The 15271-nt window shown below is 55.4% G+C and carries 14 protein-coding genes; 8 read left to right on the forward strand and 6 right to left on the reverse strand.

The window, feature by feature from the left end:
- Positions 1-108: 108 nt before the first annotated feature.
- Together ACI514_RS09445 and ACI514_RS09450 are read right to left on the reverse strand one after the other, a co-directional pair.
- On the reverse strand, positions 109-840 hold the full coding sequence (locus ACI514_RS09445; protein WP_405123618.1) for a RibD family protein: 732 nt from the start codon (positions 838-840) through the stop codon (positions 109-111).
- A 199-nt stretch (positions 841-1039) separates the two neighbouring features.
- Positions 1040-1720 (reverse strand): methyltransferase domain-containing protein, encoded by a 681-nt coding sequence (locus ACI514_RS09450; protein ID WP_405123619.1) that lies wholly within the window; start codon positions 1718-1720, stop codon positions 1040-1042.
- Positions 1721-2085: 365 nt separating this feature from the next.
- Between ACI514_RS09450 and ACI514_RS09455 the strand changes: the two genes are divergently transcribed.
- The 8 genes from ACI514_RS09455 to adeC all read left to right on the forward strand — a co-directional run bounded on the left by ACI514_RS09455 (position 2086) and on the right by adeC (position 12191).
- Positions 2086-2583, forward strand: a complete 498-nt coding sequence (locus ACI514_RS09455; protein ID WP_405123620.1) for a hypothetical protein — start codon at positions 2086-2088, stop codon at positions 2581-2583.
- Positions 2580-3335, forward strand: coding sequence for a hypothetical protein (locus ACI514_RS09460; protein WP_405123621.1), 756 nt, complete (start codon positions 2580-2582; stop codon positions 3333-3335). The genes ACI514_RS09455 and ACI514_RS09460 overlap by 4 nt, the downstream gene beginning before the upstream one ends.
- 106 nt (positions 3336-3441) lie before the next feature.
- Complete coding sequence (locus ACI514_RS09465; RefSeq protein WP_405123622.1) at positions 3442-3795, forward strand: cyclophilin-like fold protein; 354 nt, start codon at positions 3442-3444, stop codon at positions 3793-3795.
- Positions 3796-3898: 103 nt separating this feature from the next.
- Entirely contained in the window at positions 3899-4804 is a 906-nt protein-coding gene (locus ACI514_RS09470; protein WP_405123623.1) for a LysR family transcriptional regulator, read from the forward strand.
- A gap of 52 nt (positions 4805-4856) precedes the next feature.
- The gene (locus ACI514_RS09475) at positions 4857-6077 is read left to right on the forward strand and encodes an XdhC family protein (RefSeq protein WP_405124207.1); all 1221 of its coding nucleotides are present in this window, start codon (positions 4857-4859) and stop codon (positions 6075-6077) included.
- A gap of 385 nt (positions 6078-6462) precedes the next feature.
- Positions 6463-7611 (forward strand): efflux RND transporter periplasmic adaptor subunit, encoded by a 1149-nt coding sequence (locus ACI514_RS09480; RefSeq protein ID WP_405124208.1) that lies wholly within the window; start codon positions 6463-6465, stop codon positions 7609-7611.
- A gap of 3 nt (positions 7612-7614) precedes the next feature.
- Positions 7615-10770 (forward strand): efflux RND transporter permease subunit, encoded by a 3156-nt coding sequence (locus ACI514_RS09485; RefSeq protein ID WP_405123624.1) that lies wholly within the window; start codon positions 7615-7617, stop codon positions 10768-10770.
- Positions 10767-12191 (forward strand): AdeC/AdeK/OprM family multidrug efflux complex outer membrane factor, encoded by a 1425-nt coding sequence (gene adeC / locus ACI514_RS09490; protein WP_405123625.1) that lies wholly within the window; start codon positions 10767-10769, stop codon positions 12189-12191. The genes ACI514_RS09485 and adeC overlap by 4 nt, the downstream gene beginning before the upstream one ends.
- Positions 12192-12315: 124 nt before the next feature.
- On the opposite strand, the gene ACI514_RS09495 is transcribed toward adeC, so the two are convergent.
- From ACI514_RS09495 to pqqC, 4 genes are all read right to left on the reverse strand, one after another.
- Entirely contained in the window at positions 12316-12711 is a 396-nt protein-coding gene (locus tag ACI514_RS09495) for a hypothetical protein (protein WP_405123626.1), read from the reverse strand.
- A gap of 410 nt (positions 12712-13121) precedes the next feature.
- Entirely contained in the window at positions 13122-14252 is a 1131-nt protein-coding gene (gene pqqE, locus ACI514_RS09500; protein WP_405123627.1) for a pyrroloquinoline quinone biosynthesis protein PqqE, read from the reverse strand.
- Positions 14245-14520: a pyrroloquinoline quinone biosynthesis peptide chaperone PqqD gene (gene pqqD / locus ACI514_RS09505; protein WP_405123628.1), complete on the reverse strand. Its 276-nt coding sequence runs from the start codon at positions 14518-14520 to the stop codon at positions 14245-14247. Before pqqD ends, pqqE begins: the two co-directional genes overlap by 8 nt.
- Complete coding sequence (gene pqqC, locus ACI514_RS09510; protein WP_323154455.1) at positions 14517-15269, reverse strand: pyrroloquinoline-quinone synthase PqqC; 753 nt, start codon at positions 15267-15269, stop codon at positions 14517-14519. The genes pqqD and pqqC overlap by 4 nt, the downstream gene beginning before the upstream one ends.
- Positions 15270-15271: the final 2 nt, after the last annotated feature.

Below are 15271 nucleotides of genomic sequence, written 5' to 3' on the forward strand. Positions count from 1 at the left end.
GTGACAGGAGAGCAGCACATTTTCCGATCAACCGGCGGTTCGACTGATCATACTGCCCGACTCATGATAGCCGGGCAGTGTGAATCACCCACCGATAGATGCCATGTGTCATGTGCGCAATGGCGCCTTCGCAACGAGGTATCTGGCCCAGATGAAACCATCCTCGATTGTTTGCGTACTGATATGGCGTAGCGACTGGCCGGACGCAGGGCGTTCATCTGACTGGCCGTGGTATTCAAATATGCTGGGTACCCCGCTCAAGCCATCTATTCCAGGGTAAATCAAAAGGCTGATCTCATCGATCAGGCCGGCCTTCAAAAAAGTCCCGTTGGTCACGCCGCCGCCTTCGAGTAGCAGGGTCTTCAGTCCAAACTGAGTGCCTAGCATCGCTAACGCTTGCTCAAGGTTTATACAATTAGGGCCTGCGAAGAGGTAGGAAACGCCCTGATTTCGCAACGCCTGCAAATAGTCATCCGATACCGAGTCTCCGAGAATGGAGATAATCCGATGTCCGCCATCGATGGTATTCGTCTGGTAGTGCAGCTTCCCGGAGGGGTCAATCACGATTGCAACCGGGTCCCCTGGTTCATGCGCAATGGAGTTGCGCCGCGTGCCACCGCTGTGTTCCGCAACTAGCGGTGGTTTTGAAGAAATGCCATCGAATGCTTCCATGGTCGTTCGACCTATGATGAAACCGTCGCCGCGCAAGCGGTCGGCAATGAACTCGTAGTGGTTGCAAATGGTTTGCTCGCTGCCCCCGTTCGGGAGAGGTGTCCATCGAGAAGACACGAGGCGGCCGTCCAGTGAGCTGATCATGTGGCATATGATTCGAGGGGGCATGAGTTGTAAATCCCATCAGAATTGATATGCGGTCTGCTATCAGGATAGGTTAATGACAGCGTGACCGTAGTTATTGTTGTTGTGTTACCGGGGTGTTTCTGATGGCCGATGGAGACATGCTTTGTCCGCAAGGAACTTGCAGTTGATCAAGGTCATCAGGTTTGCGGCTTGAGGCTACATAGAGCGTTTCAATATCCCGTCATCTCTTGCGCAATACATACACTCGCCACATGGCGTAGTACGGTATGAAGTCCAATGAATTTTGGATGCAGAAACCGGCCTGCTCAAACTCTGCCGCTACGGTAGCAGCAGGTAATACGAACCTGTTTTGATAACCGTCCTGTTCACCTTTGTTGCGACGGCGCACTTCGGCGCGTTTGCGTTTCCAAGCCTTGAAGTTGCCGTCCACCCATAGCGAGATAATCACGCTGTCGCGGGTGACACGGTGAAATTCACGCAATATTGCCATCCTGTGCTGGGCGTCTCCGATGTGATGCATCAAGCGCATGCAGAATATGCTGTCGACCGAATTGTCCGGCAGATCGATATCAAAGGCAGACGTTTGCAACGGGCGTACCCGCTTCACCACATCGGCAGGCTGAGCGACAGTTGCGACTTTCAACATGGACGCTGAGTTGTCGGCACCGATGATCACCCGATTGGATTTCTGCGCCAGCAACGGCCAAAAACGCCCGGCTCCACAAGGCAAGTCCAGGACCAGCCCAGGCTCACCCGCTAAGGTCAACGCCAACCTGGCCAGTTGTTCATCGCGTCTGTGGGATAACCGCCGAGCCAGATTATCCTGATGCTTGAGCAAATAATTCCGTGCGTGCTCATCGTCGTACTTTTCGGAAAATTCAAGCTTGATCGGAGATGGCATCAATGGGACTCCACTTGTTGAGAAAAATCTTTCACGGGACTGGAGCAGTAGATCCTTGTTCCGACATGGGGCAGTCAAGGCTTTAGAGGCACAGCCCGAGGGACCGTGGCGTGATTTTACGACAGGGACAATCGAGCACTAGCGGCATGGATTGCATATAACCATGAGCTGCATTGATGGGTGGCCGCCCGGAGCACCACGGCAAGGCAGGAGAATTGATAAATCTCATTCATGGCTTCAATCGCTGGGCGGTATTTCAGTTTTATCGTCAGCTGATACCTTGGCAGGCATCAATTTTGGGGTGTCGGCTTAAAAGCAGGGCGGCTCGTAACGTAGACAGTGAAGCAAGCAAAGAGACCTGACGGATGAAAAGAAAGGTTTGGCAGTTGGGGTTTGGCACTCTGCTTCTGACCTTCGGGTTGTCCCCGGATGGAACAGGCCCGACATTGGCCTGGGCCGAACCGAATGCCGTGACGTTTCCACCGCTCGATCAATTGGAGCATTACACAACTGTACGACGCGGCGTGACCAGGGAGCACATGCTCACCAGCCAGGCCGCGCTTGATGCTCTTCAAACGGGTCAACCTGTCCCTGCGGGGTCACATGTCGTCTTGGTGGATTACCAGAGTGATGTTCTCGAGCGGTATCTGGTTGCGCAAAAAACGGGCGCCGGAATTGACGACTGGGCGTACCAATGGTTCTGGCCGGATCAAACGGTGAAGGTCGACGAGAAAGTGGGCCAATGCTATGCCTGCCATCAGCGGTCGCGCAGGGAACAGAGTTACATGTTCACCTTGGACGAGGCGCTGAATTTCAAAGTTTCTGCTGGACACGAAAAACTTCAGTCGAGCACTTCCCCTTGAAAATGGCCCTTATCAAACGCTTCGCGCTTCCGCTCGTGATGACCACGCTGCTGTTGTGTTCGCTCGCCTATTGGTGGCTCGATAATCTGGCACACGAGGTCTTTGGTGCTGTCCTGTTTTCACTGATCGGCTGGCACGTCGTCGGGAACCGAAAAGGGCTTATACGAATGTTTAAGGCCCCTTATGACCTAGGTGGCGTCGTCTCTCTTGTATGGCACTTATTATTAATCGTTGCTGTCGTTACGTTGCTGGTGACAAGTGCTCTGATTTCAAAATCGGTGATTACTCTTTTTACTTTCCGAGAAAACTTTTACATACGTGATGTTCATTGGTTCGTAGCTTACTGGGTGGTCATCTTGGTAGGCAGTCATGTGGGCGTGCACTGGGCGCGAGTCATGGCCATATTGGGTTCGGCTTTGAAATTGAATTATCAAAGCACGCCAAGAACAATGGCACTTCGTATTGCAGCAGTTTTGATGGCGGAGTACGGAATCTGGAGTTTCTCGGTACTGGGCGCGTGGACTAAATTAACGTTCAATCCCAGCTTGGACTTCTGGGATTTCACGGTCGCGGTTGCCCCGTTTTTCGAGCATTGGGTTGCGGTACTCTGCCTCGTCGCGATCACCTCTCATTATGTGATGGTGGTTGCGCGAGCGGTCGTGCGGCGCACCGCGTTAACGATTGAAGCCGATTCTCCAGCGAATAAAAAGTTATCCGTTGACCCTCAACTCACCAGTTTGAGAGAACGTTAACCACGGTGACCGACACGCGAGCATCCTGGTTTTTAACATTTCCGAAGGTGATCAATCCAATGCAGGTCACCGCAGGCGGTGCCCATCGGACCCAAGCAGAGCCATTATGAAAATACGTATCGATCACGCAGACGGTCCGGTTACGGCAACGCTCGACAACAACGATGTCTCCAAGGATTTCGTTAAGCAGCTTCCGATGAAGCTGACACTGGAAGACTACGCCTCGACCGAAAAAATCAGCGACCTGCCCAAGCCATTGTCGACACAGGGCGCTCCAGCAGGCTTTACCCCTTCGGCGGGGGACCTCGCTTTTTATGCGCCGTGGGGAAATCTCGCGATTTTTCTTAAGGGCTTCAAGTATTCGAGTGGCCTTATCAAACTTGGCAGGATTGATTCCGGTCTGGAAATACTCGCGCGACCCGGGCCTCTAAAAGTGACGATCACTCTGGTGCGTGATTGATCCATCCCCAAAACATCAAATCCACACTGATAAAGCTGCCTTTGGTGTCTGAGTGGCGGTTCGGTCCTGTGTTCACAAGTTTCACACTAACGGCAGAGAACTAATGCAGCTGACCCGTGCCAACTTTGGCGATTTTATCTACTTTCTAGCCGTCGCCCGCCATTTAAGCTTCAGCCGCGCGGGCGTTGAAGTAGGGATCAGCGCATCTGCGCTAAGCCATGCGATCAAAGGGCTGGAGGCGAGACTGGGTGTACGTTTGCTCAATCGCACGACTCGAAGCGTCACGCTGACGGCAGCCGGTCAGGAACTGCTGGCGTTGATAAGCGAACCGGTCGACAAAATTGATCAGGCCATTGAGTTGTTGAATAAGTTTCGTGACGAGCCCACGGGTCGCATACGCCTGAATGTTTTCAGTGACGCGGCGCTCCTCTTGTTGGCCCCCGTGTTATCGACATTTGCCCATCGTTATCCCGATATCGAAGTCGAAGTCTCAACGACCAACAGCATGGTGGATATCGTAGAAGGAGGCTTTGACGCCGGGATCAGGTATGGCGCTACAGTACCTGAAGGCATGATTGCCCAAAGCCTTTCGCCCCCTGTTCGATGGGTCGTGGTCGGAGCCCCCGATTACCTCGAAAGATGTGGCACGCCGCTGCATCCAGAGGATCTGAAGCAGCACAGTTGTTTAAGGTTCCGGCTAGGCAACGGTCGGATGTACAACTGGGAGTTCGAGAAGGAGGGGGAAAAATTAGAGATTCCAGTGTCTGGAAGTGTCGTGCTGGATGAAACGCGGATGATGCTCGCCATGGTCACCCGAGGAGCGGGGCTGACCTACTGTGCCGAACCCATTGTTGCGCCGCTGGTCGCGGAAGGGATTTTACAAATGGCTTTAGAGGATTGGGTAAGTGAAGGTCCAGGTTTCCATATCTATTACTCAAGCTACCGGCAAGTGCCCATTGCTCTACGTTTGCTGATTGAGTTGATCAAAGAGCTGCGCCCGCTTGGATAGTTGGCGGTGGCCAGTAGTTTTGACTGATTCGATTTGGGGAGAGAAGTCTGATATGTCCAGCTTGAACGCATTGCTTGACGTCATCGAATGCGAACAGATCGAGGCCCGGGAGTCTGTACTCGCCACTGTTGTGAAAGTCGAGGGTTCAGCTTATCGCCGTCCAGGTGCGCGCATGCTCGTGTCGCAATATGGGCGTCCCGAGGGCACTATCAGTGGCGGCTGTCTGGAGGGTGACGTAGTACGAAAAGCCTGGTGGTTGAGTGAGACGGGCCCGGTGATTCGTAGCTACAGCACTGCCGAGGCTACAGACGAAGAGGGTGGTGCAGACGCGCTCGGTTTCGGGCTGGGCTGCAACGGTAAAGTGTATGTCTTGTTTGAGCGAATACCAGCACAAAAGCAATGTGCTCTGCTTGATGCGTTACGCAATGTCAGGAACAAGCAAATACCCGTGGCAATCGCCACAGTGATAGCGTGCTCGCGCAGTAGCCGAGCAGATGTTGGAAACCGCGTGTTCCTGGAACCTGGTGCTGCGCCCCTCGGAGGCCTCCACCATCCTGGACTGAATGAGCGAATTGCCGCGGATCTGCGTCTCACCCTCGATCGGCAAAAGTCTTCGCTTCAGCACTACGCCGAGGGTCCTACAGAGATAGAAGTCTTTCTTGAGTACATCGCTCCCGCACCGAGAGTGATAATTTTTGGTGCCGGTCATGATGCGCAACCGCTGGTGCGTATGGCGAAAATCCTCGGCTGGCATGTCACAGTTGTTGATAGCCGTTCCCATTTCGCCCGCCCGGAACGTTTTCCCGAGGCGGATTTGGTATTGAACGCCCATATCGGCGAATCTTTCGAGTTTCTGAAGTTAGTGGAGGGAGCATTTGTCGCGGTGATGTCCCATAGCCTCAGCCAGGATGCTCATTGGTTGAAAGGCTCATTGCAAGGAAACCCCCGTTACATCGGTCAGCTTGGACCGCGTGCCCGGACCGAGCGTTTGCTTGATGAAATAATCAGACAGACAGATCAACTGCCTGCGCGTGACCGATTGCACTACCCCATGGGTTTGGACATAGGTGGAGACACACCAGAAAGCGTAGCGATGGCGGTGCTTGGGGAGATGCAAGCGGTCATGCACGGGCGAGCGGGGGCGAGTTTGAAGTTGCGGGCCTCAACGATTCACGAAAACGATCGGCTTGAATCGAGTTGTTCTCGGAGCACTTTTGCGTCTGAACAGCAGAGATCTGGAGTTGACGGTCCTGCTGGTGTTGGATTCGCATAAGTGTAACAAAGCACTTGAGTCAGACCTGACCCAAACTCACGAATTGCCATGCAATGATGTGCTGATTACTCGATATAGAGCATTGTCGAAATGCCGCAAAACCTCGAAAACATTTTATTGCTGAATATCCCTCATTGGTGATTTCAGTAAAGGTGGGCTAATCCCCAGGCATCTCGATTGTTAGCATGGCCACATAACAATCCAATGCGCAGCGCATTGGCTCATCGGGTTATTAACCCGGCCAATAAGCTTGATCTCACACCGCGCTTCTTGCGCGTACTTGCCGAACTCTTTCTCCCATTGCCACCAGCAGCTGTTTCAGCCCGTGCTGCGGCAGTTTGCAAACTCCTGCGCGCATTTTTTCAGCGCTGTGTTCGAGGACATTATGCCATTCAAGCCTATCTTTCCTGCTTTGGTAACCGCCATTGCTTTTGCCACGATGCTTAGTGGATGCAACAAGAAGCAAACTGCCGCTACCCCGGCGCAAGCACCTCAAGTCAGCGTGGTGACTCTGAAACCCCAGGCTGTGACTCTGTTTAACGACCTGCCTGGGCGTACCAGTGCCTATCGCCTCGCCGAGGTCCGGCCACAGGTGGATGGCATCGTCTTGAAACGCTTGTTCAAGGAAGGTGCAGATATCAAGGCTGGTCAGCAGCTTTATCAGATCGATCCGTCGACTTACGAGGTGGCGCTCGCCAGCGCGCAGGCCAGTCTGGAGCAATCTCGATCGCTCAGCACTCGGTATCGGCAACTGATTGACGAGCAAGCGGTGAGCAGGCAGGAGTACGACACCGCCCGATCTCAGCAGATGCAGGCGGAGGCCCAAGTCAAGGGCGCCCAGATCAACCTGAGATACACCAAAATGTTTGCTCCCATCAGTGGACGGATCGGACGTTCCGCTGTGACCGAAGGTGCGCTGGTCTCCAATGGCCAGGCGGCTCCGCTTGCGATCATCCAACAGCTCGATCCCATCTATGTCGATGTCACTCAGCCGTATGGCGAGGTGCTTAAGCTACGTCGGGCTCTGGAAAGCGGGCAGTTGCAGAAATCCGCTGACAAGGCTGCGAAAGTCAGCCTGACACTTCAGGATGGTAGCCAATATCCCCTGCCGGGCTCTCTGGAATTTTCGGAAGTTTCGGTGGACGAAGCCACCGGCTCGGTCACCCTGCGCGCGGTCTTCCCCAACCCGGATCACTTGCTGCTTCCCGGGATTTTTGTACATGCACGGTTGCAGGAGGGAGTTGCCGAACAGGCCATTCTTGCACCGCAGATTGGCGTGACTCGGGATCTCAAAGGAACGCCGACCGCCATGGTCGTTACCTCAGATAACAAAGTCGAGCAACGTGAGCTCAAGGTGGGCCGCATCGTCGGTGCGAATGTACTGGTGGAAAGCGGTTTGAGCGCCGGGGACAAAATCATCGTCGAAGGGCTTCAGTTCATCAAGCCGGGCGTCACCGTAGTCGCTCAGGAAGCGATGACAGATGAGGCGAACAGAGCTCCTGTAGCGGTAAACACCAGCGCTAAGGCGGAGTAGACGATGTCGAAGTATTTTATTGATAGACCGATCTTCGCGTGGGTGCTTGCACTGATCATCATGCTCGTGGGGGCATTGTCGATCCTCAAGTTGCCGATCAATCAATACCCTGACATTGCACCACCCGCGGTCGCGATTCAGGTCTCTTACCCCGGTGCTTCCGCACAGACAGTGCAAGATACGGTCGTGCAAGTAATCGAGCAGCAGATGAACGGCATCGACAATCTGCGCTACATCTCCTCGGAGAGTAATGCTGATGGCAGCATGCGAATCATCGTGACCTTCAACCAGGGCACCAACCCGGATATTGCCCAGGTTCAAGTGCAGAACAAGCTGAATCTGGCCACGCCGCTGTTGCCGCGTGAAGTGCAGCAGCAAGGGCTTCGTGTCACAAAATTCCAACAGAACTTCATGATGTTCATTGGCCTGGTTTCAACCGATGGAAAACATACCAAGGAGGATCTATCCAACTACATCGTCTCAAATATCCAGGACCCGATTTCGAGGACTTCAGGCGTTGGTGACTTTCAGATCTGGGGTACGCAATACGCCATGCGAGTCTGGCTGGACCCGGCCAAACTGAACCAGTTCCAGTTGACGCCAGTTGACGTAACCGAGGCGATCGAGGCCCAGAACGTGCAGGTGGCTTCGGGCACGATTGGTGGACTTCCGGCGCGCAAGGGTACGGTGTTTACCGCAACTATCATCGGCAAGACGCGGCTGCAGACCTCCGAGCAATTCGGTGACATTTTGCTTAAGGTCAATAGCGACGGCTCCCAGGTGCGTCTGAGTGATGTGGCTGATATCAGTTTGGGCGGCGAAAACTACAGCATCAACGCCCAAGCCAATGGCAAGCCTGCCTCGGGTATCGCCATTCGCTTGGCCACCGGCGCCAATGCCCTTGATACCGCCAAGGCCATTCGCGCCACGGTGGACCGACTGAAACCATTCTTCCCGGCCGGGATTGAAGCGGTGTACCCGTATGACACGACGCCGGTCGTCACCGAATCCATCAGCGGGGTGATGCATACGCTGGGCGAGGCGGTGGTGCTGGTCTTTCTGGTCATGCTGCTGTTTTTGCAAAATCTGCGCGCCACCATCATTACGACTTTGACAGTGCCCGTTGTGTTGTTGGGTACGTTCGGTGTCCTCGCAGCGGCCGGCTTCTCCATCAATACCTTGACCATGTTTGGGATGATCCTGGCGATCGGATTACTCGTCGACGATGCGATTGTGGTGGTTGAAAACGTCGAACGGGTGATGGCGGAGGAACACCTTTCACCCAGGGAAGCCACGCGCAAATCGATGGGACAGATTCAGGGTGCGCTGGTGGGGATTGCCTTGGTGCTCTCGGCGGTGCTGTTGCCCATGGCTTTTTTTGGTGGTTCCACTGGCGTGATCTATCGGCAGTTCTCGATCACTATCGTATCGGCGATGGCGCTTTCGGTATTTGTTGCCCTGGTGTTCACGCCGGCGCTTTGCGCCACACTGCTCGAACCAATCGATCCGACGAAACATGGCCAGCCCAAGCGCGGTTTTTTTGGATGGTTCAACAGAAAGTTCGATGCCTGCATCAACGGGTATGAGCAGGGCGTAGGACAGATCATTCGGCATAAGATGCCGGGCTTTATGGTTTACCTGGTAATCGTCGCCGGCACGATCTGGATGTTCGCCCGGATACCGACCTCGTTCCTGCCTGATGAGGATCAGGGTTTGATCTTTACGCAGGTGCAGACACCGGCCAACAGCTCGGCTGAGACCACGCAAAAAGTGCTTGATCGCATGACTCAATACCTGCTGGACAAGGAGCACGGAGAGGGTAAGGCCGTTGCTACTGTCTTCACTGTTAACGGCTTCAACTTTGCCGGACGCGGGCAGAACTCAGGGATCGCATTCGTCAATTTGAAGCCATGGGATGAACGAGACAGTGACAATACTGTGTTCAAGATTGCCCAGCGTGCCCAGCAAGAGTTCCTGAAGTACCGTGACGCCCTGGTATATGCAGTGGTTCCGCCATCGGTTCTGGAGTTGGGTAACGCCACCGGCTTCGATTTCTACTTGCAGGACCAAGACAGCGTGGGTCATCAAAAACTCATGGAAGCGCGCAGCAAGTTTCTTGAGTTGGCAGCCCAGAGCCCGGTCCTTGCCGGCGTTCGCCCCAACGGATTGGCCGACGAGCCACAGTACCATCTGACCATCGACGACGAGCGCGCGCGAGCGATGGGCATTTCTCTGACCGATATTAACACCACGCTGTCAGTGGCATACGGCAGCAGTTATGTGAACGACTTCGTTGATCGCGGCCGAGTCAAACGGGTTTACGTACAGGGCCAACCTGACTCGCGCAGCACCGCAGAGGATCTGAGCAAATGGTTCGTGCGTAACAATCAAGGTCAAATGGTCCCGTTCTCGGCATTTGCGAGTGCCGAGTGGGTCTTCGGCTCACCAAAACTGTCACGCTATAACGGCGTCCCTGCCGAGCAAATTCTCGGGACTCCCGCGCCGGGTTACAGCTCTGGCCAGGCGATGGCGGAAGTCGAGCGAATTGCAGCACAGCTGCCGCCCGGCGTAGGCATTTCGTTTAACGGGTTGTCCTATGAGGAGCGTCTTTCAGGTTCACAAGCGCCTGCTTTGTATGCATTGTCGATTCTCGTAGTGTTTCTTTGTCTGGCGGCACTCTATGAAAGCTGGTCGATACCGATTGCGGTCATCCTGGTCGTGCCTCTTGGGGTAATTGGCGCGCTGATGGCCACGGCATTGCGTGGACTTTCCAACGATGTGTTTTTCCAGGTGGGTCTGTTGGTGACAGTGGGGTTGGCGGCGAAGAATGCGATCCTGATCGTCGAGTTTGCCAAGGAGTTGAATGAAAAAGGTAAACCGTTGCTTGAAGCGACGATTGAGGCATGCCGTATGCGTCTGCGTCCGATCGTGATGACGTCCCTGGCCTTTATCCTCGGCGTACTGCCACTGACGATTTCCAGCGGAGCCGGCTCTGGCAGTCAACACGCCATCGGCACGGGGGTGATCGGCGGCATGATAACGGCCACCGTACTGGCGATATTTTGGGTTCCGCTGTTTTTCGTTTCCGTTTCGACCTCGTTTAAAGGCAGCCGCAAGAAGCAGGACGAAACAGCTATGCGTGAGGAGGCAGGCCAATGACTCGCTCTCTAATCGGTCTCGCGATCAGCGCCGCTGTTCTGAGTGGTTGCTCGCTGGTCCCTGAGTATCAGCGACCGCAGGCACCGGTTGCTGCGCAATATCCGCAGGGTTCTGCTTATCAGGCGACCTTCGCTGCCGACCAGGCCGCTGTGGAGCAGGGGTGGCGTGAGTTTTTCCACGATCCGGCACTGCAGCGATTGATCCAGACTGCCTTGATCAATAATCGCGACCTGAAGGTTGCGGCACTGAACATTGGTGCTTATCGAGCGCAATACCGGATCCAGAGAGCTGACCTGTTTCCGGCGATTGACGCCAACGCCAGCGGAGTGCGGCAGCGACTGCCAAGCGCTCAGGCGCAGCCCGGTCAGGCCAGTATTTCCAGCCAATATGACGTCAATCTGGGAATGAGTTCATACGAACTGGATCTGTTTGGTCGCATCGCCAGTCTCAGTCAGCAGGCATTGGAAAATTATCTCTCCACCGCTCAGGCCCGACGCTCGACCCAGATCAGCATCGTTGCGAGCGTGGCCAATGCCTACCTCACCTGGCAAGCTGACCGTGAGTTGCTCAAGCTCACCGAGAATACGTTGGGCGCTTATGAGGAGAGCTTGCGTCTGACCACACGGAGCAATCAGGTGGGTGTGGCTTCGGCGCTTGATCTCGCACAGGCGAGTACATCGGTGCAAAGTGCGCGGGCGAGCCTGGCAACCTACCAGCGCCGAGTGGCAGAAGATGAGAATGCGTTGGTGCTTCTTCTCGGCACAGGACTGCCCGCTGATTTGCCCGAGCCGCAGCCCTTGAATGGCGATCTGCTCGCCAGCGTACCGGCCGGTCTGCCAAGTGATCTGCTCGCCCGTCGGCCCGACATCCTTGCCGCCGAGCATTCGCTATTGGCCGCTAACGCTAACATCGGCGCGGCGCGGGCGGCGTTCTTCCCCAGCATCAGCCTTACGGCAAATGCTGGCACCTCGAGCGCAAATCTGGATGGGCTTTTCAAGAGCGGCTCAGGCAGCTGGACGTTTATCCCTAATATCAGTCTGCCGATTTTCAACGCCGGCGCGTTAAGCGCCAGCCTGGATTACGCGAAGATTCAGAAGGATATTGGCGTGGCCAACTACGAGAAAGCCATCCAGACGGCTTTCCAGGAAGTCTCCGACGGATTGACCGCACGCAAGACCTACGTCGATCAGTTGCAGGCGCAGAATGACCTCGTCAACGCCAGTCAGGATTACTATCGGCTTGCCGAGCGTCGTTATCGAATCGGTGTGGACAGCAACCTGACCTTTTTGGACGCGCAGCGCTCGCTGTTCAGCAACCAACAAAGGCTGATCAACGATCGCCTTGCGCAGTTGCAGGCTGAAGTGAACCTGTACCGTGCACTGGGTGGCGGATGGAACGCGCGAGGCGCGCAAAAACTCTAAGAATGACGACTAAACAAAAACGCCCGGCGATAGGCCGGGCGTTCTTGTATTAGCGGTGACTGACACTGTCATGATAGTTACGTGCTGATTGGTGGCGCTGCGCTGTCATTTATACGGCAGTTAATTACAAGCAAGGCATCTTGTCAGTTTGAGCCAAGGTATTACCTTTGCTGTCCATAAGTTCAATCTTTACTTCCTGGCCTGCACTGCTTTCCATCAAGGTGTAACGTTCATTCGGTAAGAAATTGTCATAGGACAGGGTGGCAACACAGCGGTTCTGGCTTTCCTGGTAGCCCTTGGTAACTACCCCAAGTTCCATCGTATGCGCCCCTGGCGATACTTTGAAATAAGTCAGGTTCTCTGCGCGTTTCGTATCCAGGCGTCTGGCCAGCATTTCATCGCCGACCTGCTCGTGAAGGTTGACAATGGATTCGCCATCCTTAAGCGTCGGAAGTTCAGTCGCACAGCCAGCCAGGCCGGTGACTAAAATGATAGAAGCTGTTAGTTTTGCAAGGTTCATAAGTGTCCTGAATTCTTTGGGGGCCGAGAATAGCGATAAGCTTGTTCTGAACCGTTAAACAGGTAAGGTTTTAAATAAGCTGTTCAGCCTAATAACGCATTGGCTTGGGAATGTGCGCCCGTTATTGTTTTTGCAGATGACGCAAGATGATCGAGGACGGCAAGGATTAAGATGCCTACTCGATATCTGGAATGATTTTGTTGTCGGTATGGGGATATTCTACAGGCTATTTTTTAATTGATTAGCCTGTGAGATATTGATGCAGTGCTGAGCTTTATTCACCAATGATGCGCCATCTGCGACGCCGAGAACTTGAATCCCTCAGGTGTCGCACGTGGTATTTGCTGCGCGTCGGACGTTACCGTTCGAATCGATCGTCGATCAGTCAGACATTTCTGTCGCTGAAACGATCAGCCTTTAACGATGAGGCGTGAGTTTCGTTCATTGCGAAAGGCCAGTTGCTCGATGGTTTGCGTGGCGTGCTCGGCGTCTTCACGCGCTTTAAGGATCACCCCGTGATGTTCGGATTTGCTGCACACCGGGTCGGCGTTGCTGGCATCGCCCGTGAGCATGAACGCCTGGCAGCGGCAGCCGCCGAAATCCTTTTCCTTTTCATCGCAGGAGCGACACGGTTCGGGCATCCAGTCATAACCGCGGAAGCGGTTGAAGCCGAACGAGTCGTACCAGATGTGCTGCATGCTGTGGTCGCGCACATTCGGGAACTGCACCGGCATCTGCCGGGCGCCGTGACACGGCAATGCCGTGCCGTCCGGCGTGACGGTGAGAAAAATGCTGCCCCAGCCGTTCATGCAGCCCTTGGGGCGTTCTTCGTAGTAGTCCGGGGTCACGAAGATCAGCTTGCACGGGTTGCCTTCGGCTTCCAGCTTGGCCCGGTATTCGTTGGTGATGCGCTCGGCCCGCACCAATTGCTCCCGAGTGGGCAGCAGGCCGACGCGGTTGAGCTGCGCCCAGCCATAGAACTGGCAGATGGCGAGCTCGACGAAGTCGGCTTCCAGGGCGATGCACAGCTCGATGATGCGGTCGATCTTGTCGATGTTGTGCCGATGGGTCACGAAGTTCAGCACCATCGGATAGCCGTGGGCTTTCACCGCCCGGGCCATCTCCAGTTTTTGCGCGAAGGCTTTCTTCGAGCCTGCCAGCAGGTTGTTCACCTGCTCGTCGCTGGCCTGGAAACTGATCTGGATATGGTCCAGGCCGGCCTTTTTGAAGTCGCTGATTTTCTGTTCGGTCAAACCGATGCCGGAGGTGATCAGGTTGGTATAGAAGCCCAGCCTGCGCGCTTCACCGATCAATTCGGCCAGGTCCTGGCGCACCAACGGCTCGCCTCCGGAAAAACCCAACTGCGCGGCGCCCATTTCCCGGGCTTCGCGAAACACCTTGAACCACTGCTCGGTGCTCAGCTCCTTGCCTTGCTCGGCGAAGTCCAGCGGGTTGGAGCAGTATGGGCATTGCAGCGGGCAGCGATAGGTCAGCTCGGCCAGCAGCCACAGCGGCAGGCCGACGGCGGGCTTCTCAGGCAAGGGTGATCCAGTGCTGTGCACGGGCGACCTCCATGAATTGCTCGATGTCGTCACCGAGCTTTGGCACACCGGGAAATTGTTTATCCAGCTCAGCGATGATCGCCGCCACATCGCGTTCACCATCGATCAGGCCGCCGATCAGCGCAGCGCTGTCGTTCAGCTTGATCATGCCTTCAGGATAGAGCAGCACGTGGCCTTTCTGGGCCGGTTCGTACTGGAAGCGATAGCCGGGGCGCCAGTTCGGGGTTTGGCTGCGATCGAAACTCATAGGGTAATTCCTTTATGCCAAACCCGTTGGTCGGTCACGGTGTGATAGGGCGGGCGATTCAGTTCGTAGGCCATGCTCATGGCGTCGAGCATGCTCCAGAGAATGTCCAGTTTGAACTGGAGGATTTCCAGCATGCGGTCCTGGCCAGCGCGCGTGGTGTAGTGCTGCAAGGTGATCGCCAGGCCATGTTCCACATCACGCCGGGCCTGGCCCAGGCGAGTGCGGAAATATTCGTAGCCGGTCGGGTCGATCCACGGGTAATGCTGCGGCCAGCTGTCCAGGCGCGACTGGTGGATCTGTGGGGCGAACAGTTCGGTCAACGAACTGCTGGCGGCTTCCTGCCAACTGGCCCGGCGGGCGAAGTTGACGTAGGCGTCCACCGCGAAGCGCACGCCCGGCAGTACCAGTTCCTGGGAACGCAGTTGATCGGGGTTCAGCCCCACCGCTTGGCCCAGCCGTAGCCAGGCTTCGATGCCGCCGTCTTCGCCCGGGGCGCCATCATGGTCGAGCAGGCGCTGGATCCACTCGCGGCGGATCTCGCGGTCCGGGCAGTTGGCCAGGATTGCGGCGTCTTTCAGCGGGATGTTCACTTGATAATAGAAGCGGTTCGCGACCCAGCCCTGGATCTGCTCGCGCGTGGCACGGCCTTCGTACATCGCCACGTGGTACGGGTGATGGATATGGTAGAAGGCGCCCTTGGCGCGCAAGGCTGCTTCAAATTCTGCGGTGGTCAATGGCGTGTCAGTCATTT

It is taken from the genome of Pseudomonas sp. M20, assembly GCF_045037865.1.
Taxonomy (GTDB): domain Bacteria; phylum Pseudomonadota; class Gammaproteobacteria; order Pseudomonadales; family Pseudomonadaceae; genus Aquipseudomonas.